The sequence below is a fragment of the Phocaeicola plebeius genome (assembly GCF_003437535.1).
GTDB classification, from domain to species: Bacteria; Bacteroidota; Bacteroidia; order Bacteroidales; family Bacteroidaceae; genus Phocaeicola; species Phocaeicola plebeius_A.
Genome location: NZ_QSQT01000013.1, coordinates 1 through 24220, shown reverse-complemented (window position 1 = coordinate 24220; position 24220 = coordinate 1). Strand labels below are relative to the sequence as shown.

Sequence of the window (24220 nt, the reverse complement as noted above, 5' to 3'; positions counted from 1 at the left end):
CTAAGGATTCTTTACAATCAGAACATCCACAAAATCAAAGCAATAGTTAACGAAACAAATATATAAAACAATTTATAGACAACCAAATAGATTTACCTTTTTTACATAGGCAATTGTTTTTCTAAAACATGAAGGAAACAAAAACAAATCCTTCCTCAAAGTTTATGTCTCTCGGTGCAAAAACCTACGTTCTCCTTACGCAAAACCTACATTTCCGCACCGGGAACCGTAAGTTTTACGTCAAGGAAACATAAAAAGAATAACAATATCTGAAAAACTTCACAAGGCCAATTCACAAAATGAAAAACTAAAGAATGAAAGCGTTACAAAAATTAGAATCAGACACAGAAAACAGGAATATGATTTTCAAAAAACAATGAAAAGAAAAGGATTCGTTGACACACAAAATCAACTTTGCATCATAAGAATATGGAAAATATAAATTATCTTTACACTATATTCAAGAAATGAAGATATTATTAAAGGAGAGGTAAAGAGCTTCCTGTAAACGAAACCAAAGAAATCTTTGAAAAAAATATGTCTGCAAAAGCATCTCGCTCCAGTAAATAAGACAAAGAACAGAAGTATTATATACAATATTTCATACTCCTTGTGATGGAGATGATAAAATAAACCAATGTTGAATTCTATAAATATAAAATAAACATGAGAACAATTGTAACTATTTTATTGATGATGTTTTTGGCTCAAACGACAAAAGCGCAAGAATTTATTTTTGAAACAACAGCAGGAGAAATTGTGACCAAAAGCAAATTCATAGACCAATTCCAGAATGATGTTTATACTAATATAACACCTTATATTTTAAAACAAACTACAAATGAATCTTTACAGAATGGTGATTCCTATACAATAAACTGTCTCAAATATCGAAATTGGGGGAATGATCCAGGAGATATACATGTAATTCAAGTTTTACACCAAGGGAAAGAGGTTTTTAAATTAAATAATGACGAAGGATGGAAGTATATAAACGAAGAGCCGGATGGAGGAATAACCAAGACCAAATTCTATTATAGTATTGACCTGGATAAAAATACGAAAGTCTTGATTTTTGTAGGAATCTACATTCAAAGTTTGCCTCCATATATCAGTATGATTGTTTTAAAATCAGGTAAAACAACGTTGGTGTTCAACAAGCGTTGTTACATCAATGAAATCAAAAAACAAGGTAATAAGATTGATTTTATTTTACGAAAAAACACTCTCGAATATGTCAATTCTTCTACCCCCGTCAATCAGCCAATTTTAAAAACATTAACGATGGAAAACGGAAGAATGTATTTTAAGTAAATATAATGTTTAATTAATTTCATTCCATATCATGGCTCAAATACATATCAATCAGAATACATGCATACGCTGTAAGAAATGCGTCAGAATATGCCCCTCCGCTCTGTTTACCCTTCAGGAAGATAAAGGTATTGAAGTGAATGCCGACGACTGCATCAGTTGCGGACACTGCGTGGCCGTTTGCCCGACCAACTCCATTGAGCATGCTGATTTTCCACCCGAGAAGGTTCATACCATCGACCGCAGCCAACTTCCCACTGCCGACCAAATGGAACTGCTCATCCGTTCCCGCCGCTCGAACCGTGCGTTCTCCAAAGAAAAAGTCTCGGAAGAGTTGCTACAGCGCATCATAGAGGCTGCCCATCGGGCCCCGACGGCAACCAATGCACAAGAAGTCAAAATGGTATTGGTCACCCGTCCGGAAACCTTGAAGGAGGTCAGCCGTATCACCATCGGCACTTTTATGTCGATAGTAAATCTGGTGGAAAATCCGTTGTTGAAATTGATACTGAAGCCGCTTATGCCTTCGGGCTATCGCTACGTGCCGGTGTTCAAAAGACTGCATGAGGAATTTGAACGAGGTAACGACGGTATTTTAAGAGGGGCCACAGCTGCCATCTTTTTCTATACCGACAAAAAAGAACGTTTCGGATGTCAGGACTGCAACCTTGCCTACCAGAATGCTTCACTCATGGCAGAAGCAGCAGGGGTCTCACAGTTCTACACCGGATTCGTATGCAGTGCAGCAGGAATGGACCGGAAAAGAAAGTTGCAAAAGCTATTAGGTATTGAAGGAACCGTTCATGCCGGTATTGCATTAGGCATGCCGTCTTTCCGCTTCGATAAATACATCGACAAAAAAGAGGTGGTATTGAAACGTATTGATTAAACCGAAAGTGCCATGACAAGAAACAACCTGCTAAGCGAAAAGCTGAATTATACGGGAGCCAGCCATACGCCGACTCACCTGCATTTCTGTACATACAACACAGAAATTCTGGAATACCATCAGGGAGCTTCCATCAAAGAGTTTTCTCCTTTCATCCGGCCGGATGCCATCAACTGGGTACAGATTCACGGATTGCAGAATACAGAAATCGTGCAGGAAGTCTGCGATTTTTTCCACATCGATTTTCTTACCACACAAGATATTCTCAATGCGGAGCATCTGACAAAAATTGAAGAGCATGACACCTACAATGTGGTCATTCTGAAACAGTTGTCGGTAGACGAAGAAAACACGTACACTCCCCAACAGCTTTGCATTGTGCAGGGAAGTAATTTCGTACTTACCTTCATGGAACACGACAGCGATTTCTTCAATGAGATTCACACGGCACTGAAAAACAATACCCTGAAAATCCGGAACCGCCAGTCAGATTTTCTGCTGAGCGTCATGCTAAACAGTGTCATGGCCAGCTTTATGTCTATCATATCCCGAATGGAAGACCAACTGGAAGACATGGAGGAATCATTGCTGTCACCGGAAACCAGAAGCGGACTGACATTAGAGGATATACAACCCTATCGAAAGGACGCCCGCCTCATCAAGAAATGTATCCTTCCGCTTAAAGAGCAGATGAGCAAGTTGTTTCATGCCGACAACGTACTACTTCATAAAGCCAACCGTCCGTTCTTTAACGACGTAAACGACCATCTGCAATTCGTACTACAGACTCTCGACGGCTGCCGCGACATGATTTCGGCCCTGGTAGACCTTTACTTGTCGAACAATGACCAGCGGATGAACAACATCATGAAGCAGCTCACCATCGTATCGACTATCTTCATTCCGCTGACATTCCTGGCAGGTATCTGGGGAATGAATTTCGAATGGATGCCCGAATTGGGATGGAAATACGGTTACCTGATGGCTTGGGGACTGATGCTGGTTACCGGCATCGGAGTATACCTGTTTTTCAAACGTAAGAAATGGTATTAATCACAAACTATTCACCTAAATTATTCTACACAACATGCGAAAAAAAGAACTTTATCAGAAAGTCATTGAATATTTTCAGACGGCCATGCCCGTAGCCGAAACGGAACTGCACTATAGCAACCCGTTTGAACTGCTGATAGCTGTCATCCTCAGCGCACAATGTACCGACAAGCGGGTCAACATGATTACTCCTCCCCTATTCAGGGATTTTCCTACTCCCGAAGCTTTGGCTGCCACCACTCCGGAAGTAGTGTTCGAATACATCCGCAGCGTGAGCTATCCCAACAACAAAGCCAAGCATCTGGTAGGAATGGCGCAGATGCTGGTACGCGATTTCCAAAGTACCGTGCCCGACACGCTGGAGGAGCTGATTAAATTACCCGGTGTAGGACGCAAAACGGCGAATGTCATCCAGAGCGTGGTATTCAATAAGGCTGCCATGGCAGTCGATACACACGTGTTCCGCGTAAGTCATCGCATCGGACTGGTTCCCCGCACGTGTACCACTCCGCTGGCTACTGAAAAACAACTGGTAAAATACATCCCTGAAGCACTTATCCCGACCGCACACCACTGGCTGATTCTCCACGGACGTTACGTTTGTACGGCACGTGCTCCTAAATGTGAGAGTTGTGGACTGAACGGAATTTGTAAAGAGTCTTTGAAAAGTTTTCAAAAATAAAGAAGAGGCTGTCTCAAAATAGAATTGCAAAAGTAAAAATATTACAGATTGAAACTTAGAAATAAAAAATCTCCTGTTTCAGCCTTAGTTTACTCTAATGATATGGCTAAAAGCAGGAGATTTTTATACTATAACTTATAAATTATAAGTATATCTGTCCAATTTTTCTATTTTGAGACAGCCTCTTTTTCATACTATAATATTAAAGACTCACGTCAAGTAATCCAGCTCATTCCGCATGCTCACCAGCTCCTCGCGAATACGCTTCAAGCGTTCCACCACATTAGCCGTTTGCATGGTTCCTTCCCTGTTCTGCCGTAACCGTTGCTTGGCACCGGCCAGCGTCATCCCTTTTTCTTTCACCAGATGATATACCAGACGAATGTTCTCTATGTCTTCTTTTCGGTACTGACGCACATTCCCCCCTGTTTTCTTAGGAGAAATCATCGGAAACTCTTTTTCCCAATAGCGCAGCAATGATTCATTCACATCAAACATTTTTGCCACTTCGCTGATGGAATAATAGAGTTTCAATTCTTTATCTGTTTTCAAAGCCATAACAAGCAATTCTTTTTAATCAAATACACGACCGTGGTTGGCAGCCAATTCAATCATCTTTTCGTAATCATCAGCATTCAAGTCCATGAAATAATAGTTCACCGGATTGACAATCTTTCCCTTTACACGCACTTCATAATGTAAATGCGGACCAGTACTCTTTCCGGTAGAGCCTACCTGACCAATCACTTCTCCACGTGCCACATTCTGACCCACTTTCACTTCAATCTTATTCAAATGAGCGTAACGGGTCACATAACCAAACCCATGGTCAATGATGATACAATTCCCATACAGTCCATCCCATCCGGCTTGCTTTACCCTACCGTTTCCTGTAGCATATACCGGCGTACCGATATTGGCAGAGAAGTCCATCCCTGCATGAAACTTCACGGTTTTATATATCGGGTCAACACGCATGCCGTACCCCGAGGCAGTCTGTTTCAGATTCTTGTTTGAAACCGGCTGGATGGCGGGAATGCAGGCCAGCATCTTGTCATGCTGTTTACAGAGCCCCACCACTTCGTCGAAAGATTTGGACTGGGCATAAATCTTCTTCTCCAAATCATCCATTTTCTGTAGTGTATGGATAACCAGACGGCTGTTGGCCATGTCCATCAGTTCATTATAACGTGCATTATTTGCAGTAGCCGAACGCTGCTCATCCGGTAACGGGTCGGCCTGCATCATTACGCGGTAGATGTTGTCGTCACGTTGCTGCAGACGTTGCATCACTCCTTCCGCCTCATCCAGACGAGAGGAAAGAATGGCATATTGTGACAAAAGTCGGGAGTTTTCCGTACGAAGGTCTTTTTCCGAAGGAGAACCGAAAATCCACAACAGCAGGATAAAACTGCCTGCCCCCAGTCCCATACCGACAAAGAGTTGACGCAGGTAACTCAAAGCCCGCTGGCGTACGGTGGGATAAATACGGTCGTAAGTACGAGTTTTCGGATTGTAGATATAATAGACTTTACGCATGTGGTTCGATTTTGGAAATTTTTAAGCAACAAAACATCAAGTTTTTGCACCAAACATACAGACAAAAATAATAAAACCAATTATCTTTGCAAATCAATTTTGAGAATATTAACTACAAGACAATATAACGATTATGTTGACAGCAAATGAAATCCGCGACTCATTCGTCAAATTCTTTGAGTCAAAAGGACATCAGATTGTGCCTTCTGCACCAATGGTTATCAAAGATGACCCTACCCTGATGTTCACTAATGCCGGTATGAACCAGTTCAAGGATATCATACTTGGAAACCACCCTGCTAAATACAAACGCGTAACCGACTCACAGAAATGTCTTCGTGTGAGCGGAAAACATAATGACTTGGAAGAAGTAGGCCACGATACCTATCACCACACCATGTTCGAAATGTTGGGTAACTGGTCATTCGGCGACTACTTCAAGAAAGAAGTGATTGGCTGGGCATACGAATACTTGGTAGAAGTATTGAAACTGGACCCGAAAGACTTGTATGTCACCGTATTTGAAGGAAGTCCTGAAGAAGGTCTTGCCCGTGACGATGAAGCTGCCGGCTACTGGGGACAGTTCTTCCCTGAAGACCACATCATCAACGGAAACAAGCATGACAATTTCTGGGAAATGGGCGATACAGGTCCTTGTGGTCCGTGCTCTGAAATCCACATCGACTCTCGTTCTGCAGAAGAAAAAGCAGCTATTCCGGGACGCGAACTGGTAAACAAGGATCATCCGCAGGTTATCGAAATCTGGAACCTGGTGTTCATGCAATACAACCGCAAGGCAGACGGAACTCTGGAACCGCTTCCTGCGAAAGTAATTGATACCGGTATGGGATTTGAACGTCTGGTACGTACACTGCAAGGAAAAACATCCAACTATGATACTGACGTATTCCAGCCTATCATCAAAGTGATTGGTGATTTGTCCGGTAAGAAATACGGAGACGATGAAAAGACAGACGTGGCTATGCGTGTAGTTGCTGACCACATCCGTACCATCGCTTTCTCTATCACTGACGGTCAGTTGCCTTCAAATGCAAAGGCTGGTTATGTCATCCGCCGTATCCTGCGTCGTGCTGTTCGTTACGCTTATACATTCCTCGGACAGAAACAGGCATTCATGTACAAGCTGGTTCCGGTGCTGATTGAAAACATGGGTGGTGCTTACCCTGAACTGAAAGCTCAGCAGGCTTTGATTGAAAAAGTGATGAAGGAAGAAGAAGAATCATTCCTCCGTACACTGGAAACAGGTATCCGTCTGCTCGAAAAGACCATGAACGAAACCAAAGCTGCCGGCAAGACAGAAATCAGTGGAGTGGATGCATTTACATTGTATGATACATTCGGATTCCCATTCGACTTGACTGAACTGATTTTGCGTGAAAACGGTTTGACTGCCGACGTGAAAGGCTTCGAAGCTGAAATGCAGAAACAGAAAGAACGTGCCCGCAATGCCGCTGCAGTAGAAACCGGCGACTGGGTTACACTGAAAGAAGGTGAAACAACTTTCGTTGGTTACGATTATACAGAATATGAAACCAGCATCCTGCGCTACCGCCAGATCAAACAAAAGAACCAGACTCTCTACCAGATTGTATTGAGCGAGACTCCGTTCTATGCAGAAAGTGGTGGTCAGGTAGGTGATACCGGCGTATTGGTAAGCGAATTTGAAACTATCGACATCATTGATACAAAGAAGGAAAACAACCTTCCGATTCACATTGCCAAAAAACTTCCGGAACACCTGGAAGCGCCGATGATGGCATGTGTAGATACAGACAAGCGTGCTGCTTGTGCTGCCAACCACTCTTGTACGCACTTGCTGGACGAAGCTTTGCGTCAGGTATTAGGTACTCATGTGGAACAGAAGGGTTCTTTGGTAACCCCTGATTCACTGCGTTTCGACTTCTCTCACTTCCAAAAAGTGACTCCGGAACAGATTCGTGAAGTAGAACACCTGGTAAATGCCAAGATTCGTGAAAACGTACCTTTGACTGAATACCGCAACCTGCCGATTGAAAAGGCTAAGGAACTGGGTGCTATCGCCCTGTTCGGCGAAAAATACGGTGACGAAGTGCGTGTCGTACAGTTCGGTTCATCTATCGAATTCTGTGGAGGTACACATGTATCGGCTACCGGAAAAATCGGTATGGTAAAAATCATTTCTGAAAGCTCTGTAGCTGCAGGTGTACGCCGTATTGAAGCAGTTACCGGTGCGAAAGTAGAAGAAATGTTCGATACCGTACAAGATACCATCAACGACTTGAAAGCATTATTCAACAATGCACCCGACCTGAAGGCTGCTATCTCCAAGTACATCGAAGAAAACGCCGGCTTGAAGAAACAGATGGAAGAATTCATGAAGGAAAAAGAAGCCGCTGTTAAGAACAAGCTGATTGAAGGTGCTAAAGAAATCAATGGCGTGAAAGTTATCAAAGCTGTACTTCCGATGCCGGCAGATGCAGTGAAGAACATTGCTTTCCAGTTGAAGGGACAGTTCACAGAAAATCTGTTTGTAGTTATCGGTAGTGTATTCGAAAACAAACCGTTGCTGACTGTAACCATGAGCGAAGACCAGGTGAAAGCTGGACTGAATGCTGGTCAGCTGGTACGTGAAGCTGCTAAGCTGATTCAGGGCGGTGGCGGTGGTCAGCCTCATTTCGCTACTGCCGGTGGTAAGAACCCTGACGGATTGAATGCCGCAGTTGACAAAGTGGTTGAACTGGCTGGATTCTAATTTTCAGCAGACTATATCAGTACTTATTTTTTACATTTCATCCCCCTTATTTGCCCATTTTTAGGAAAATAAGGGGGATTTTTTTCGTACTTTTGCCCACATTCTACAAGCAGACAACCTATGCCCCAAGATAAATATACGCTTATGACCACGGCACCGGTACCTCGCCTTATCCGAGGACTGGCCGTTCCGACCATCATCAGTATGCTGGTCACTTCTTTCTATGTCATGGCCGACACCTATTTTGTCGGAAAAATCAATACCCAGTCTACTGCGGCTGTAGGTATTTCTTTTTCCATCATGGCCATCATTCAAGCATTCGGTTTTTTCTGCGGACACGGTTCGGGCAATTTTATTTCCAGAAGATTAGGTGCACGCGACTACCGCAGTGCGGAAAAGATGGCGGCTACGGGCTTCTTTAGTGCATTCCTCATCGGTTGTGCCATCGCGCTTGTCGGTCTGCTTTTCCTGGACCCTATCTGCCGGGCATTGGGTTCTACCCCCACCATTCTTCCATACGCCAAGACCTATTTAGGAATTATCCTGTTGGGAGCCCCTTTTATGGCCTCCTCTCTGGTGCTCAATAACCAGATGCGATTCCAAGGGAACGCCGTTTATGCCATGATTGGTATCATTGTGGGGGCCGTACTCAACATCGGACTTGATCCGCTATTGATATTCGTATTTGACATGGGAATTGCAGGAGCCGCCTGGTCGACCTTCATCAGTCAGGTATGCAGCTTCACCATCCTGCTTTTCATGGACCGAAAAGGAGAAAACATCCGCATTCATTACCGGCATTTTACTCCCACTCCAGCCTATCTGAAAGAAATCGTATACGGAGGAAGTCCTTCTCTCTGCCGTCAGGGACTGGCCAGTGTCTCGACTATCCTATTGAATGTAGCAGCCGGAAACTTTGGAGATGCTGCCATTGCCGGAATGTCCATTGTAACCCGCATCTGTATGTTCATCAATTCCTTTGTCATCGGTTTCGGACAGGGATTTCAGCCGGTATGCGGATTCAACTACGGAGCAGGATTAAACCGCCGTGTCCGACAGGGATTCTGGTACTGTGTGAAAGTAGGCGTTATCTTCTTAGCCATCTGCTCCCTCATCGGCTACATTTATGCCCCGGAAGTAGTCTCCTGGTTCCGAAAAGAAGACCCGCAAGTTATCGCCGTAGGAGCCGAAGCCTTGCGCTGGCAGCTCATTACACTCCCATTAGGAGCCTGGGTGATACTATGTAACATGTTGCTACAAACTATCCGCCAGCCTCGCCGGGCCGTCATTCTTTCCTCCTCCCGCCAAGGTTTGTTCTTCATCCCTTTGATACTGATTCTGCCGTACTTTCTGCAGTTACAGGGTGTGGAAATGTGTCAGGCCGCAGCCGATTTATGTTCTTTCCTGTTAGCGCTTCCTCTTACTATTCCAGTATTGAAGTCACTGCGCATAGACAGAACTCCCATGAAAGAAGAAAATGCCTGATAAACACGAAACTCCTTATTCGTCTTTTCTTCGATAATCATTAGGAGTCATTCCAGCCATTCGCCGAAAATACTTGCTGAAAAATGACGCATTGGGAAAGTTCAATTCATCGGCAATCTGATACACCAGCTTATCCGTGTGGCGCAACATCAGCTTGGCCTCCTGCATTACCGCCTCATTTACCCAATCCATCACCGTGCGTCCGCTGGCCTGACGAACCAGTGTACTCAAATAACGCGGTGTCAGAAAAAGCCGGTCGGCATAAAACGTAATGCTCCGCTCACGAGCCGCATATTTATTGACCAACTCTAAGAAACGATTGAAAACTTCCTCCTGCCGCGTGTGTTGCTGCCTTTCAGTAGATTGACTGCTTTTCCTGACAAAATCCAGTTGATGAAAGCACAGAGAAATCAGACTCTGCACGGAAGCTCTCGGAAAAGGCCGATCGTGTACGACTTCCCACAGTAAGGCAAACAACTGCTCCATGCGCTGCACTTCCTTCGCAGTTAAAGACAGATGCAAAAACAATCGACCCTGCAAATAGGTCTGCAACAAATCCTCTTTCTGCCAATTCTCCATCAAACTGTTTGAAAAGGCCAGCATAGCCAAATCTAAATCGGGAGATACATAAAGAAACTCAAACACCGTGCCGGGAGACACCGCCAGCAAATCACCGGCCTTAAATTCTACTTCACAAAGATTGATACGCAGCCGAAGCGTCCCCGCACGAAAAAACACCACTCGCCCCTCGGTCAACCGATAGGGCTGCCCTTCCATCGGGATAAAATGAATTACGTCGGCTATTCCCTGAATGGAACGAAGCAATCCCAATTCGGAAGTAAGAAAGCGGAAAGTGTTCGTCCCTTCCCCCACATGTTCACGCACTTTCTTCAATGCCAGCAACAACAGATGATTCGATTTCATTTGATACCCTGTTTTCCTACAAAGATAATATTTCAGGCCTTTTTTACGACATAAACAAACATTTATCGAACAAAAAGAACATTCCGTCACACATATAGGACCGAAAGATTACACAAAACCCTCTATCTTTGTCATACAACCTTTTAATAAAGACCCAATGCCTATGATACGAATATTTCTCCTTTTGTGTGCATGGAGCCTGAATGCGATAAGTCAGGCACAAATCACCTTGGAAAGTTGCAAGCAGCAGGCCCGTGAAAACTATCCGCTGGTACGACAATACGACTTGATCCAACTGTCCGAACAATATACGCTCTCAAATGTAGCGAAAGGCAATCTGCCCCAAATCAGCATAAGTGGAAAAATATCTTATCAAAGTGAAGCCACTACCTTCCCTTTCGAGATTCCGGGATTGGGTATGAAAGGACTACCCAAAGACCAGTATCAGGCATTGATTGAAATCAAACAGAATATATGGGACGGAGGGAAAATCCGCAACCAGAAAGCTCAGATCAAAGCCGAAGCCGAAGAACACGAGCGACAGCTTGATACGAGCCTGTATACACTGGAAGAAAGGGTGAATCAGGTGTTCTTCGGTATCCTGTTACTGGACGAGCAGCTGGCACAAAATGTATTACTGGAAGAAGAACTCGCACGCAACCAGAAAACGGTAGAGGCTTACCGGATAAACGGCACAGCCAATGATGCAGACGTAGACGCGGTAAAGGTAGAGATTCTTCAAACCAAGCAGCAGCGTATCCAGTTAGAAAACAACCGTATGGCCTATCTGCGCATGCTGTCCTTACTTACAGGAAAGGAACTTCCGGCACAAACCCTGTTAGTACGTCCAGATCCTGTGGCAACGAATGCATCTGAATTCAACCGTCCTGAACTCCGGTGGTATGAGGCACAAGAACAGACTGTCGCTGTACAACGAAAGGGGTTACAGACGGGTTACCTTCCTGCTTTTAGTCTTTTTGCACAAGGAGCCTACGGCAATCCGGGACTGGATATATTGAAAGACAAGTTCAGAACCTACTACTTAGTCGGGGCACGGTTTACCTGGAATTTCGGAAGCCTGTACACCCTGAAGAACGACCGGAAAAACCTAGACAACCGCATCCAGCAAATTAGAAACGAACGCGACTTATTCTTATTCAACACACACTTACAACTGGCAGAAGAAGACGGCACCATCCAAAGTCTTCGCCAGCAAATGAAAGAAGACGAGGAGATTATCCGATTACGGGAAAACATCCGACGGTCTGCCCAAGCCAAAGTAGCCAACGGCACGATGAGCGTCAGTGACATGCTGAAAGAAATTACAGCCGAGAATCTGGCACGTCAAGCCAAAGCCGTACATGAAGTGCAATTGCTCATGCATCTACACCAAAGAAAACACCTGACCAACTAACCCGTTTCACCCTAAAATACTCAAGCGTATGAAAAAAAGATATGTATTTCAAGCTCTGCTACTGATATGCCTGACTGCCTGCGGTTCCAAAGACGAATTTGATGCTACCGGCACCTTCGAAGCAACAGAAATCGTGGTATCTTCCGAAGCTACCGGGAAACTTTTTTACCTGAATGCGGAAGAAGGTATGCACTTTACGCAAGGAACCGAAGTAGGACTGATTGATACGGTGCAGCTTTATTTGAAGAAACGACAACTGGAGGCACAGATGAAATCGGTGGAGAGCCAGCGCCCCGACATCCACCGGCAAATAGCTGCCACAAAAGCACAAATTGCTACAGCACAGCGGGAACGCGACCGGGTGGAGAATCTGCTTAAAGCACAGGCTGCCAACCGCAAACAACTGGATGACTGGGATTCACAGTTGGCGGTACTCAACCGGCAACTGGAAGCGCAACTTTCTTCGTTGGGCAATACCACTGCCAGCCTGACGGAACAAAGTTCATCTGTCGCCATCCAGGTGGCACAAGTGGAAGACCAATTAAAAAAATGCCATATCACCGTTCCCATCAACGGAACCATCTTAGCAAAGTATGCCGAACCCAGTGAACTGGCTACAGTAGGAAAATCGCTGTTCAAGATAGCCGATATGGAGCACATCTTCCTGCGGGCATACCTCACCTCTTCACAGTTGGAGTTGGTGAAATTAGGTAACGAAGTCACCGTTTTTGCCGATTTCGGCAATGCGCAACTCAGGAATTATCCCGGCAAGATAGTCTGGATTTCCGAGGAAGCGGAATTTACGCCCAAAACCATCCTGACCAACGATGAACGGGCCAACCAGGTATATGCCGTCAAAATAGCCGTCGAAAACGACGGACACATCAAACTAGGCATGTACGGGAAAGTCAAATTCTGAAAACCGAGAGTGACATGAAAAACCTCATAGAAGTCAGTCATGTAAGCAAAAGCTACGGAAAGGTACAAGCCCTGCGCGATGTATCCTTCAGCGTAAAGCAAGGAGAACTGTTCGGCCTCATCGGTCCGGACGGAGCAGGGAAAAGTACCCTGTTCCGCATCCTAACCACCTTGCTGCTACCGGACCAGGGAAGTGCCCGGGTACTGGATGCGGATGTACGGGTCGACTTCCGTACGATACGGCAGAGCGTAGGTTACATGCCGGGGCGCTTCTCTCTGTATCAGGACCTCACGGTAGAAGAAAACCTGCGTTTCTTTGCCACCGTATTTCATACGACCGTTGAAGAAAACTACGAACGGATACGCGTCATTTATGAACAGATTGCCCCCTTCAAGCAGCGTCGGGCAGGTGCATTGTCGGGAGGAATGAAGCAGAAGCTGGCTTTGTGTTGTGCACTGGTTCACGCTCCGAAAGTCCTCTTTCTGGACGAACCGACCACCGGCGTAGACCCCGTTTCACGCCGGGAGTTCTGGGAGATGTTAGCCTACCTCCGGCAGGAAGGCATTACCCTTGTCGTATCCACTCCTTTCATGGACGAAGCCTTGCGATGCGACCGGGTGGCGTTTCTTTACGAGGGAGAAATTAAAGGCATCGACCGTCCGGAAGCCATACTGAAGCAGTTCAGCGAGATTCTATGCCCTCCCGGCCTGCAACGAAAAGCCGTCGATAAACATACTCCGCCCATTATCCAGGTGGACAACCTCGTCAAACGGTTCGGCTCGTTCACGGCTGTCGACCACATTTCATTTTCTGTACAACGGGGAGAAATCTTCGGCTTCCTAGGGGCCAACGGGGCCGGAAAGACTACCGCCATGCGCATCTTGTGCGGGCTCAGTCTCCCCTCCGAAGGAAAGGCGGAAGTGATGGGGTTTGACGTACGGACACAAAGTGAGGAAATCAAAAAACGAATCGGCTACATGAGCCAGAAATTTTCACTTTATGAAGACCTGACCGTACGCGAAAATCTTCGTCTGTTCGGAGGTATCTATGGCGTCAATGCCAAGGAAATCAGCAAGCGTACGGAAGAAACCTTACAGCGCATCGGGCTTTACGAAGAGCAGCATACCCTGGTCCGTTCGCTGCCTTTAGGATGGAAGCAACGACTGGCCTTTTCGGTAGCCATCTTCCACCGTCCAGAACTGGTTTTTCTGGACGAACCGACCGGAGGAGTCGACCCGGCTACCCGCCGTCAGTTCTGGGAGCTGATTTATCAGGCCGCCGACCAGGGGATTACCATTTTTGTCACGACGCACTACATGGACGAAGCTGAATATTGCGACCGTATCTCCATGATGGTGGACGGACATATTCGGGCACTGGATACTCCCGACGGACTGAAATACCGTTTTAATGCCCGAGACATGGACGAAGTCTTCCAAAAATTAGCACGTGAAGCCCAACGAGGAGAACATGCCTTTACTCACACGCAAACAGAACAGCCATGAAACAGTTTATCGCTTTTGTCAGAAAAGAATTTCACCATATCCTGCGCGACCGGCGTACCATGCTGATACTGATAGGCATGCCGATTGTACAGATTATCCTTTTCGGCTTTGCCATCTCGACCGAAGTGCGCAATGTACAGACTGCCATCCTTACACCTTCCCTCCAGACGGATGTACGGAAAGTGATGGAACAACTGGATGCCAGCGAGTATTTCACGGTGAAATATGTCGTCCAGTCTCCCGACGAAATCGAACGGCTGTTCCGACGCAACCTCATAGAACTGGCTGTAGTCTTTCCCTCCGACCTGCATCGCCTGCGTTTCGATTCGGAAGAGATACAGATTTTAGCCGATGCCACCGACCCGAACCTGGCCGTCACACGGAGTACGTATGCCCAGACAATTCTGAGACAAGCCCTACAAACCATCCGGCAAGCTACAACCACCCCAGCCTATTCACAACCGGATAAGCAGCCTGTCATGGTGTACAATAAACTGCTCTATAACCCGCAGATGAAGAGCGCCTATAACTTTGTACCGGGAGTCATGGGATTGATTCTGATGCTGATTTGTGCCATGATGACCTCCATCTCCATCGTACGCGAAAAGGAAACAGGCACGATGGAAGTCCTGCTGGTCTCTCCCGTCAACCCGCTGTTCATCATTCTGTCGAAGGCAGTTCCCTATTTCGTGCTTTCCCTGCTGAACCTGACGACCATCCTGCTGCTCTCCGTCTTTGTGCTCGACGTACCGATAGCCGGAAGCCTGCCTGCCCTGTTGGGAGTATCCCTATTGTTCATTTTCGTATCCCTGGCATTGGGACTGCTTATCTCCTGCATCACTCATACGCAAGTAGCTGCCCTGTTAGTGTCGGCCATGGTACTGATGATACCCACCATTATCCTGTCGGGCATTATCTTCCCGATAGAAAGTATGCCAGGCATTCTGCAGGTCCTCTCCTGCCTTATTCCCGCACGCTGGTACGTAGAAACCGTCCGCCGGCTGATGATTGAGGGTGTACCACTGGTATATGTATGGAAAGAAGTGGTAGTGATGTGTCTCATGGCAGTGGTACTGATTACGGCTACTGCCCGCAAGTTTAAGAACCGACTGGAATAAACCGCCAAGCCTATGATGTTACGTTACCTGATAGAAAAAGAATTCAAGCAGTTGAAACGCAACAGTTTCCTGCCCCGCCTCATCCTGCTTTTCCCCTGCATGATGATGCTGGTTATGCCCTGGGCCGCCACACTGGAAATAGAGAACCTGCGCATTGCCGTCATCGATAACGACCGCAGTCCTTCTTCCGAAAGGCTAGTACACCGTATCGAAGCTTCCCGTTATTTTCAACTGACGGCACTTCCTCCGTCCTACGCACAAGGCCTGCAAGCCATCGAGAAAGACCAGGCCGACATGCTGCTGGAAATTCCACGCGGCTTTGAGAAAGCGCAAGCCAACGGACAAAGTCCAGCGGCACTCATTGCAGTCAATACCGTCAACGGTACAAAGGGCGGACTGGGCAGCGCTTACCTGCAACAGATACTCAATCCGTCTTCTTCGCAAGATTCTGTCCGCTACCGTTTCAATCCTTACCTGAACTATAAAGTATTCATGGTTCCTGCACTGATGACCATGATACTGGTCCTGCTCTGTGGCTTTCTGCCTGCCCTGAACGTAGTAAGTGAAAAGGAAGCGGGTACCATCGAACAAATCAACGTGAGTCCGGTCAGCCGCTTTACCTTCACCCTTGCCAAACTGTTGCCTTATTGGGCCATCGGGTTTGTGGTACTGAACCTGTGCATGCTGTTGGCCTGGCTGGTGTACGGATTAACTCCGGCAGGAAACGTACTGACCATTTACCTGGCCACCCTGATTTTCGCACTGGTCATGTCGGGACTGGGGCTGGTCATATCCAATTACTCTTCCACCATGCAGCAGGCCATGTTCGTCATGTGGTTCTGCATGCTGATTTTCATCCTGATGAGCGGACTGTTTACCCCCATCAGCAGCATGCCGGAGTGGGCACAAGGCATCACCTACTTCAATCCGTTGCGCTACTTTATGGAAATCATGCGCATGGTCTACCTGAAGGGAAGCGGCATCTGTGACATCGGTTTCCAGCTTTCCGTACTTTCGTCCTTTGCCCTTCTGCTCTATGCATGGGCCATACGCAGCTACCGCAAGCAGCAATAAGCCCAAACGTGCTTGCCATCTTACCTCGACACGTACGTGCGAAGCCCTCATCACGTTCGTGTCAAGGTCTCGTCACCTTCGTGTCAACATCTCGTCACGTACGTGTCGAGGTATTTACACCAAGAAATTTCTTCAAAAATGCCCTTTTCATAGGTAAGAATTGTAAGTCAATTATTTCCGCCACACAGAATTATTCAGTAACTTTGCCCGAATCTCTTTACATAGGAACCATTTTAATATGAGCGAAGATACTTTTGACAAGGACGAAAAGGAAATGGCAAACTTGCCCGAGAAAGAAGAACACTCTGACTACAAACCGGTATCGACCACTGACGAGGCAGTAAAGCACCAGTTGAGTGGCATGTACCAGAACTGGTTTCTGGACTATGCTTCGTACGTTATCCTGGAACGTGCCGTACCCCATATCAACGACGGATTGAAACCGGTGCAGCGACGTATTCTCCACTCCATGAAACGGCTGGACGACGGACGCTACAACAAGGTGGCCAACATTGTGGGACACACCATGCAGTTCCACCCTCACGGAGATGCTTCTATCGGGGATGCCCTTGTACAATTGGGACAAAAGGACTTACTCATTGACTGCCAGGGAAACTGGGGTAACATCCTGACGGGCGACAGTGCAGCTGCTCCCCGTTACATCGAAGCCCGGCTTTCCAAGTTTGCGCTGGATGTGGTGTTCAACCCGAAAACGACTGAATGGCAGGCTTCCTATGACGGCAGAAACCGAGAGCCGGTCACACTGCCGGTCAAATTCCCGCTGCTGCTGGCCCAGGGGGTAGAAGGTATTGCCGTGGGACTTTCCTCCAAGATTCTTCCACATAACTTCAATGAACTGTGCGATGCAGCCATCGCCTACCTGCACGGAGAAGAGTTCCAGCTTTATCCGGATTTTCAGACGGGTGGTTCGATTGATGTGTCACGCTACAACGACGGCGAGCGAGGGGGCGTAGTACGCGTACGTGCCAAAATCTCCAAGATTGACAACAAGACACTTTGTATCAGTGAAATCCCCTACGGAAAGACTACGTCTTCGTTGATTGACTCCATCCTGAAAGCCATCGAGAAGGGAAAAATCAAGGTAAGAAAGGTGGACGACAACACGGCCGGAAAGGTAGAAATCTTAGTACACCTTACTCCTGGTGTATCGTCCGACAAGACACTGGATGCCTTGTATGCCTTTACAGACTGCGAGGTGAACATCTCACCCAACTGCTGCGTCATCGACAACAAGAAGCCTCATTTCCTTTCAGTGAGCAAGGTGCTGAAGAAGTCGGTCGACAATACGCTGGCACTGTTACGCAAGGAACTGGAGATACAACGGGACGAAACACTGGAAACCTTGCACTTTGCTTCGCTGGAAAAAATCTTCATCGAGGAAGGTATCTATAAAGACAAGCAGTTCGAACGGGCTGACTCCATGGATGCGGCTTGCGAGCACATCGACGAACGCCTGACGCCTTACTATCCGCAGTTCGTACGCGAAGTGACCAAGGAAGACATTCTCCGCCTGATGGAAATCAAGATGGCGCGTATCCTGAAGTTCAACAAAGACAAGGCGGATGAGTTCATCGCACGCCTGAAAGCGGAACTGGAAGAGATAGACAATCACCTGGCGCACATCACGGAATATACCATCGATTGGTATCAATGCCTGAAAGAGAAGTATGGTAAGAACTTCCCGCGCCGCACGGAAATACGCAACTTCGATACTATCGTAGCTACCAAGGTGGCCGAAGCCAACGAAAAACTGTATATCAACCGTGAAGAAGGTTTCATCGGTACCGGACTGAAGAAAGACGAATATGTATGCAACTGTTCCGACATCGACGATGTAATCATCTTCTACAAAGACGGTAAATACAAGATTGTTCGCGTGTCCGACAAATTGTTCGTCGGAAAGAACATCTTGTACGTCAACGTATTCAAGAAAAACGACAAGCGTACCATCTATAACGTCATCTACCGTGACGGAAAGGAAGGTTATTATTATATCAAACGTTTCAATGTCACTTCCATCATTCGTGACAGGGAATACGACGTAACGCAAGGTACTCCGGGTTCTAAAATCGTGTACTTCACCGCCAATCCGAATGGAGAGGCTGAAGTCATCCGTGTAGTGCTGCGTCCTACGCCCCGCATCAAGAAGCCTACGTTTGAAAGAGATTTCAGTACCATCAACATCAAGGGGAAACAATCCATGGGTAACTTGCTGACCAAAGCTGAGGTACACAAGATTTCTTTGAAACAGCGAGGCGGCTCTACGCTCGGAGGCAGAAAGGTGTGGTTCGACCACGATGTGCTCCGACTCAATTACGATGGAAGAGGACAATACCTGGGAGAATTCCAAAGCGAGGACAGCATCTTAGTGGTACACAAGAACGGAGAATTCTATACTACCAACTTCGATTTGAGCAACCATTACGATCCGGAAATTCTCTGCATCGAGAAGTTCAATCCTGACAAGGTATGGACAGCTGTGCTCTATGATGCCGACCAGCAGAATTATCCGTACCTGAAACGCTTCACCTTCGAAGCGACAACCAAAAAGCAGAATTTCCTGGGAGACAACAAGCATACGCAACTTATCCTGCTGACCTGTCAGGTATACCCGCGTATCCAGGTGGACTTTGGCGGACACGACAGCTTCCGCGAGGCACTTATCCTGGAGGCAAGTGACTTTGTAGGCGTGAAGAGCTTCAAGGCAAAGGGTAAGCGACTGACAACTTATACCGTCGGCCAAATTACGGAACTGGAACCAACCCGCATGCCGGAATCGGAGCCGGAAGAGCCAGAAAAGGAAGAAGACGGCATGGAGGAAGATGAAAGCCAGGAAGACGACGGACAAATGAAACTCTTTTAAAGCCGTATGAAACTACGAATTTACCTTATACTTTGCGCATGCTGGGCTGCTTTTTCGCTTCACGCACAAGAAGACAGCCTGCGTGCCACACGTTACGTAATGCGCTCCGTACTCTATGGAGCGGGAATGAGCAACGTGCTCGATACATACCTTTCCCCCTTGGAATACAAAGGACCGGAGATTCGTATCCTGCGCGAAAACATGCGTATGACCCGGTTAATGAACGGAAACGTTTCGGCCCAGAATCTGTTGCAGGCCAATGTATCGTATACACATAATCCAAGCCAGACCGCCAATATGTATGCCGGACTTGTAAACTGGACCTATGCACTGCACTATCAGTTTCGCCTGAACGAACAACTGAAACTGCTGGTAGGCCCGATGATTGACCTGAACGGGGGATTCGTGTACAACACACGCAATTCCAACAACCCGGCACAGGCAAAGGCATACGGAAGTGTAGGTATATCCGGAATGGCCATCTACAAGTTCCGTATCGGAAACTATCCGCTGGTAGCACGCTATCAGGCCAATCTTCCGCTGTTGGGAGCCATGTTCTCTCCGGAATTCGGACAGTCATACTACGAAATGTTTTCCTTGGGACACAAAGGAAAGAACGTGCTGTTCACTTCGCTTCATAACAACCCGTCGCTCCGACAGATGCTGACACTTGATTTCCCTATCCGAAAAGTCACCATGCGCGTAGGATACATCTGCGACCTCCAGCAAGCGAAAGTCAACCACCTGAAATACCATACTTATTCACACGATTTCATGATTGGCATCGTGAAAAACTTCTACCTGCTGAAAGGGAAGAACCGTATTTCCATGCCTTCAAACGTTACGCCTTATTGATATGAAACGGATTTATCATTGCTACTTATATAGCCTTCTGCTGACACTGTTCTGCTGCATGTTCTCTTCCTGCATACGGGAAGACATTCAGGGCAATTCTCCGGAAGCCAACTTTGAATCGCTCTGGAAAATCATCGATGAGCAATATTGCTTTTTGGACTATAAGCACGAGACGTATGGACTGGACTGGGATGAAGTGCATGCCCGCTATGCCAAACGTATTTCTTCCTCCATGAGCTGGGAGTCACTTTTCGAAGTCTTGTCGGAAATGATCAATGAATTAAGAGACGGACACGTCAACCTGAGCAGTTCACTGGGTACATCGCAATACCGGGAATGGTTCGATGCTTATCCACGGAATTTCAGCGACAGCATCCAGAGCAACTACCTGAAAAAGGATTACATCATTACCTCCGGACTGACCTACCAGATTCTGGAAAATAACATCGGTTACATCTATTGTGAAAGTTTCTCCGACGGTATCGGCGACGGAAACCTGGACCAGATGCTGAAGAAACTGGAGATTTGCGACGGACTGATTATCGATGTACGCAATAACGGAGGAGGCAACCTGACTACAGCACAGAAACTGGCCGCACGGTTTACAAATGAGAAAGTACTGGTCGGCTACATCCGTCATAAAACAGGTCCAGGCCATAATGATTTCTCGGACCCTGAACCTGTATATCAGGAACCGTCCAACAGTATCCGCTGGCAGAAGAAGGCAGTGGTATTAACCAATCGCCGTTCTTACAGTGCCACAAACGACTTTGTGAACACCATGCGTCAATTCCCCAATGTAACGACTATGGGAGATACCACCGGAGGAGGCTCAGGTCTCCCCTTCAGCTCAGAAATTCCCAACGGATGGTCTATCCGTTTCTCTGCCAGCCCGATGTTCGACCCCGACATGAACCAGCTGGAATTCGGTATCGAACCGGATGTAAAAGTAGATATGACCAGCGAAGACATGCAGCAAGGAAAAGATACTATCATCGAAACCGCCATCAAAAAGTTAAAGAATTAAGGTGCAGTATTTGGAGAATATGAAAATTCTTCCTATCTTTGCCCTCGCAAAACAGAAATACATATTTCTGCATGCGCCTGTGGCGTAATTGGTAGCCGCGCCAGACTTAGGATCTGGTGTCGTGAGACGTGTAGGTTCGAGTCCTATCAGGCGCACAAAATAGAGGAATTAGCCATTTAATTTAAAGTTTAAGGCTAATTCCTCTATTTTTTTCAACAATTCATTTATTAAAAACCTGCTCAAAATACTATTTTCAGAAAGGTAAAACATGATGTTATCTGTTTGATATTTATAACAAACAAATTAATTTTGTACTAAAACATTGAATAAAGCCTTCCATAAAAATATTCAATACACCTAATAATAGAATAATCAAAAAAGAACAAGAAAAGTTCTATTATTAGAAGCTGAAATTAAATTAAAACAACAATAAAATAACACAATGATACCCAACTATCAAGAATGTATGCTGCCTCTTCTGCAGTTACTTAGCGATAATCAAGTTCACACATCTAAAGAGTGCGTAGAAAAATTATCAGTTACATTAGAGCTAACTGAAGAAGAAAAATCAGAATTATTACCGAGTGGTAAACAAACAATTATTTCTAATAGGGTATCTTGGGCAAGATTTTATCTAGAGAAAGCTGGACTAGTTAAAGTTATCTCTCGTGGTAAGTATCAAATTACCCAAGAAGGAGTTAATTTACTAGCAGAACATCCTACGATTATTAATAATGATATTTTATATCGTTATGATCAATTTCTTGAGTTTATGAAACAAGGTTCCACAAAAGGAAATAATGATAATAACAATATAAAAAGCTTACAGCCATCATTCACAGAACAAACTCCTGAAGAAATCCTTGATTCGACATATAAACAACTCCAATCAAATTTATCTGAAGAAATATTAGAGAAAGTACTTCAACAATCCCCTCAATTTTTTGAAAGACTGGTTGTAGATTTACTTGTAAAAATGGGATATGGAGCTGGTAAAATCACTGGAAGAACTGGAGACGGTGGAATTGACGGAATCATTGACGAAGATAAATTGGGATTAGATGTTATTCACATTCAAGCAAAAAGATGGCAAATTGGCAATAATGTTGGCAGAAGAGAACTCCAAAGTTTTGTTGGAGCATTAGCTGGTCAAAGTGGAAGAAAAGGAGTTTTTATAACCACCTCTTCTTTTACTCGTGAGGCTTTAGAATATAATCCATCTAACGTAAAAATAGCCAAAATTGACGGTAAAAAATTAGCAGATTTAATGATAACCTATAATTTAGGAGTTTCTACTAAGGTACTATATGAACTTAAAAAAATCGATACGGATTATTTTGAAGAATAACTATTTAGGTGCCAACACAAACACACTTTTAAATTGTATGCTTAAATTATGCAGACCAGTCGCACGCAGGACCTTACTTCAGGAAGTATCACACAAAGCATGCTCAACCTTGCCTATCCACTTATTTTAGGAAACTTGCTCCAGCAAGGATACAATATTGCCGATACATTCATCATCGGAAAGACATTGGGCGCAAAAGCCTTAGCTGCTGTGGGTTCTTCATACACACTCATGGTCTTTATCACCTCCATCTTCATCGGATTATGCATGGGATGCAGCGCATTGTTCTCCATGCGTTACGGAGCAAAAGATTACGAAAGCCTGCGACGTACACAAGCTGCTTCCCTGCTGATTACAGGAAGTTCCACACTGATTATATTCGCCTTCTCCTGCTACTATATACAAGATATTATCACCCTCATGCAAACTCCACAGGAGTTGCAGGATATGACCTACGACTACCTGAAAATCATTTTTATGGGAATCTGGTTTGTTTATCTTTATAATTACTACGCGTATCTCTTACGTGCATTGGGTAATTCACTGACTCCTCTTATTTATTTAGCCATTTCCGTGGTATTAAACATTATGCTGGATATATGGTTTATTGTAAAACTTCATTACGGAATAGAAGGAGCTGCGGCTGCGACCATCATTTCCCAAGCAGTTTCGGCCATTGGCTTATGCTTCTATTGCTGGAAAAAGGTTCCAGAAACCAGACTCTCCAGAAAGGATTTCAAGGTCAGCAGGCAGCTCATGAAACAAGTCTTCTCATACGCCTCACTGACTTGCGTACAGCAATCTGTCATGAATTTTGGAATCCTCATGGTTCAAGGTCTGGTCAACAGCTTCGGTACAGCCGTCATGGCCGCTTTTACAGCTGCCGTAAAGATTGATTCGTTCGCCTATATGCCTGTACAAGATTTCGGGAACGCCTTCTCTACTTTCACTGCACAAAACTACGGAGCCGGCAAAAATGCCCGCATTCTGAAAGGTATAAAAAGTGCATTTGGAATAACCACTCTCTTCTGCCTGCTTCTCTCACTGGCCATCTTCCTGTTTGCACCACAACTGATGCAAATCTTCATTTCTCCAGAAGAAACGGAAATTATCCGTATAGGTACTGAATACTTGCGGATAGAAGGCAGTTTTTACCTCGGTATTGGATATTTATTTTTATGGTACGGATTCTACAGAGCCGTCTGCAAACCAGAAATGTCCATTATTTTAACGATTCTCTCTTTAGGAACCCGAGTAGTATTAGCCTATACACTGGCCGCCATCCCTTCCATTGGTGTACACGGCATCTGGTGGTCAATCCCTATCGGATGGGCATTAGCCGATATATATGGCTGGATATATTACTGGAGAAAGAATAAAGAAATTGGGTCAACGTAATAATCTGAGGGGTAAATCCGATAAATTTATATCTTTGCCG

Annotated in this window: 19 protein-coding genes and 1 tRNA gene; 17 read left to right on the top strand and 3 right to left on the bottom strand. The window is 45.7% G+C overall.

Annotation, left to right across the window (positions count from 1 at the left end):
• Positions 1-666: 666 nt before the first annotated feature.
• The 4 genes from DXD04_RS08170 to nth are packed head-to-tail and all read left to right on the top strand — an operon-like array spanning position 667 to position 3938.
• Entirely contained in the window at positions 667-1314 is a 648-nt protein-coding gene (locus DXD04_RS08170) for a hypothetical protein (RefSeq protein WP_147330755.1), read from the top strand.
• A 31-nt stretch (positions 1315-1345) separates the two neighbouring features.
• Positions 1346-2203, top strand: a complete 858-nt coding sequence (locus tag DXD04_RS08165) for a nitroreductase family protein (protein ID WP_117672496.1) — start codon at positions 1346-1348, stop codon at positions 2201-2203.
• Positions 2204-2215: 12 nt separating this feature from the next.
• Positions 2216-3256, top strand: a complete 1041-nt coding sequence (corA, locus tag DXD04_RS08160) for a magnesium/cobalt transporter CorA (RefSeq protein ID WP_117672494.1) — start codon at positions 2216-2218, stop codon at positions 3254-3256.
• A gap of 34 nt (positions 3257-3290) precedes the next feature.
• Positions 3291-3938: an endonuclease III gene (gene nth, locus DXD04_RS08155; RefSeq protein WP_117672492.1), complete on the top strand. Its 648-nt coding sequence runs from the start codon at positions 3291-3293 to the stop codon at positions 3936-3938.
• Between the two features lie 210 nt (positions 3939-4148).
• Here the strand turns inward: nth and DXD04_RS08150 are convergent, their stop codons facing one another.
• On the bottom strand, positions 4149-4496 hold the full coding sequence (locus DXD04_RS08150; protein WP_007563336.1) for a MerR family transcriptional regulator: 348 nt from the start codon (positions 4494-4496) through the stop codon (positions 4149-4151).
• Positions 4497-4511: 15 nt separating this feature from the next.
• Positions 4512-5477 carry a M23 family metallopeptidase gene (locus tag DXD04_RS08145; RefSeq protein WP_022052635.1) on the bottom strand — a complete coding sequence of 322 codons (966 nt, stop codon included), beginning with the start codon at positions 5475-5477 and terminating at the stop codon, positions 4512-4514.
• Between the two features lie 133 nt (positions 5478-5610).
• Here DXD04_RS08145 and alaS point away from each other — a divergent pair, with 133 nt between their 5' ends.
• Together alaS and DXD04_RS08135 are read left to right on the top strand one after the other, a co-directional pair.
• Positions 5611-8229, top strand: coding sequence for an alanine--tRNA ligase (gene alaS, locus DXD04_RS08140; RefSeq protein ID WP_117672490.1), 2619 nt, complete (start codon positions 5611-5613; stop codon positions 8227-8229).
• Positions 8230-8349: 120 nt separating this feature from the next.
• On the top strand, positions 8350-9714 hold the full coding sequence (locus tag DXD04_RS08135) for an MATE family efflux transporter (protein ID WP_229035304.1): 1365 nt from the start codon (positions 8350-8352) through the stop codon (positions 9712-9714).
• Between the two features lie 15 nt (positions 9715-9729).
• On the opposite strand, the gene DXD04_RS08130 is transcribed toward DXD04_RS08135, so the two are convergent.
• Positions 9730-10638: a helix-turn-helix domain-containing protein gene (locus DXD04_RS08130; RefSeq protein WP_117672488.1), complete on the bottom strand. Its 909-nt coding sequence runs from the start codon at positions 10636-10638 to the stop codon at positions 9730-9732.
• A 163-nt stretch (positions 10639-10801) separates the two neighbouring features.
• Here DXD04_RS08130 and DXD04_RS08125 point away from each other — a divergent pair, with 163 nt between their 5' ends.
• The 11 genes from DXD04_RS08125 to DXD04_RS08075 all read left to right on the top strand — a co-directional run bounded on the left by DXD04_RS08125 (position 10802) and on the right by DXD04_RS08075 (position 24180).
• Entirely contained in the window at positions 10802-12052 is a 1251-nt protein-coding gene (locus DXD04_RS08125; protein ID WP_181977137.1) for a TolC family protein, read from the top strand.
• Between the two features lie 28 nt (positions 12053-12080).
• Positions 12081-12971, top strand: coding sequence for an HlyD family secretion protein (locus DXD04_RS08120; RefSeq protein ID WP_117672484.1), 891 nt, complete (start codon positions 12081-12083; stop codon positions 12969-12971).
• A gap of 14 nt (positions 12972-12985) precedes the next feature.
• On the top strand, positions 12986-14476 hold the full coding sequence (locus DXD04_RS08115; protein ID WP_117672482.1) for an ATP-binding cassette domain-containing protein: 1491 nt from the start codon (positions 12986-12988) through the stop codon (positions 14474-14476).
• Positions 14473-15594 carry an ABC transporter permease gene (locus tag DXD04_RS08110; protein ID WP_117672480.1) on the top strand — a complete coding sequence of 374 codons (1122 nt, stop codon included), beginning with the start codon at positions 14473-14475 and terminating at the stop codon, positions 15592-15594. The genes DXD04_RS08115 and DXD04_RS08110 overlap by 4 nt, the downstream gene beginning before the upstream one ends.
• A gap of 15 nt (positions 15595-15609) precedes the next feature.
• Positions 15610-16668, top strand: coding sequence for an ABC transporter permease (locus tag DXD04_RS08105; protein ID WP_181977138.1), 1059 nt, complete (start codon positions 15610-15612; stop codon positions 16666-16668).
• Between the two features lie 238 nt (positions 16669-16906).
• On the top strand, positions 16907-19552 hold the full coding sequence (locus DXD04_RS08100; RefSeq protein WP_117672476.1) for a DNA gyrase/topoisomerase IV subunit A: 2646 nt from the start codon (positions 16907-16909) through the stop codon (positions 19550-19552).
• Between the two features lie 6 nt (positions 19553-19558).
• Complete coding sequence (locus DXD04_RS08095) at positions 19559-20407, top strand: DUF3316 domain-containing protein (protein WP_117672474.1); 849 nt, start codon at positions 19559-19561, stop codon at positions 20405-20407.
• Between the two features lies 1 nt (position 20408).
• Positions 20409-21434, top strand: a complete 1026-nt coding sequence (locus DXD04_RS08090) for a S41 family peptidase (RefSeq protein ID WP_117672472.1) — start codon at positions 20409-20411, stop codon at positions 21432-21434.
• 73 nt (positions 21435-21507) lie between these two features.
• Positions 21508-21589, top strand: a tRNA-Leu gene (locus tag DXD04_RS08085).
• Positions 21590-21876: 287 nt separating this feature from the next.
• Entirely contained in the window at positions 21877-22782 is a 906-nt protein-coding gene (locus DXD04_RS08080) for a restriction endonuclease (protein ID WP_117672470.1), read from the top strand.
• Positions 22783-22830: 48 nt separating this feature from the next.
• Positions 22831-24180 carry an MATE family efflux transporter gene (locus tag DXD04_RS08075; protein WP_117672469.1) on the top strand — a complete coding sequence of 450 codons (1350 nt, stop codon included), beginning with the start codon at positions 22831-22833 and terminating at the stop codon, positions 24178-24180.
• Positions 24181-24220 lie beyond the last annotated feature (40 nt).

Bases quoted from the DNA above. Each gene is read 5' to 3' on its own strand.
- corA (WP_117672494.1), top strand. From the start codon at position 2,216: ATGACAAGAAACAACCTGCTAAGCGAAAAGCTGAATTATACGGGAGCC.
- DXD04_RS08095 (WP_117672474.1), top strand. From the start codon at position 19,559: ATGAAACTACGAATTTACCTTATACTTTGCGCATGCTGGGCTGCTTTT.
- DXD04_RS08130 (WP_117672488.1), bottom strand. From the start codon at position 10,638: ATGAAATCGAATCATCTGTTGTTGCTGGCATTGAAGAAAGTGCGTGAA.
- DXD04_RS08125 (WP_181977137.1), top strand. From the start codon at position 10,802: ATGATACGAATATTTCTCCTTTTGTGTGCATGGAGCCTGAATGCGATA.
- DXD04_RS08120 (WP_117672484.1), top strand. From the start codon at position 12,081: ATGAAAAAAAGATATGTATTTCAAGCTCTGCTACTGATATGCCTGACT.
- DXD04_RS08100 (WP_117672476.1), top strand. From the start codon at position 16,907: ATGAGCGAAGATACTTTTGACAAGGACGAAAAGGAAATGGCAAACTTG.
- DXD04_RS08105 (WP_181977138.1), top strand. From the start codon at position 15,610: ATGTTACGTTACCTGATAGAAAAAGAATTCAAGCAGTTGAAACGCAAC.
- DXD04_RS08135 (WP_229035304.1), top strand. From the start codon at position 8,350: ATGCCCCAAGATAAATATACGCTTATGACCACGGCACCGGTACCTCGC.
- DXD04_RS08165 (WP_117672496.1), top strand. From the start codon at position 1,346: ATGGCTCAAATACATATCAATCAGAATACATGCATACGCTGTAAGAAA.
- DXD04_RS08110 (WP_117672480.1), top strand. From the start codon at position 14,473: ATGAAACAGTTTATCGCTTTTGTCAGAAAAGAATTTCACCATATCCTG.
- DXD04_RS08075 (WP_117672469.1), top strand. From the start codon at position 22,831: ATGCAGACCAGTCGCACGCAGGACCTTACTTCAGGAAGTATCACACAA.
- DXD04_RS08150 (WP_007563336.1), bottom strand. From the start codon at position 4,496: ATGGCTTTGAAAACAGATAAAGAATTGAAACTCTATTATTCCATCAGC.
- DXD04_RS08145 (WP_022052635.1), bottom strand. From the start codon at position 5,477: ATGCGTAAAGTCTATTATATCTACAATCCGAAAACTCGTACTTACGAC.
- DXD04_RS08080 (WP_117672470.1), top strand. From the start codon at position 21,877: ATGATACCCAACTATCAAGAATGTATGCTGCCTCTTCTGCAGTTACTT.
- DXD04_RS08115 (WP_117672482.1), top strand. From the start codon at position 12,986: ATGAAAAACCTCATAGAAGTCAGTCATGTAAGCAAAAGCTACGGAAAG.
- alaS (WP_117672490.1), top strand. From the start codon at position 5,611: ATGTTGACAGCAAATGAAATCCGCGACTCATTCGTCAAATTCTTTGAG.
- DXD04_RS08170 (WP_147330755.1), top strand. From the start codon at position 667: ATGAGAACAATTGTAACTATTTTATTGATGATGTTTTTGGCTCAAACG.
- DXD04_RS08090 (WP_117672472.1), top strand. From the start codon at position 20,409: ATGAAACGGATTTATCATTGCTACTTATATAGCCTTCTGCTGACACTG.
- nth (WP_117672492.1), top strand. From the start codon at position 3,291: ATGCGAAAAAAAGAACTTTATCAGAAAGTCATTGAATATTTTCAGACG.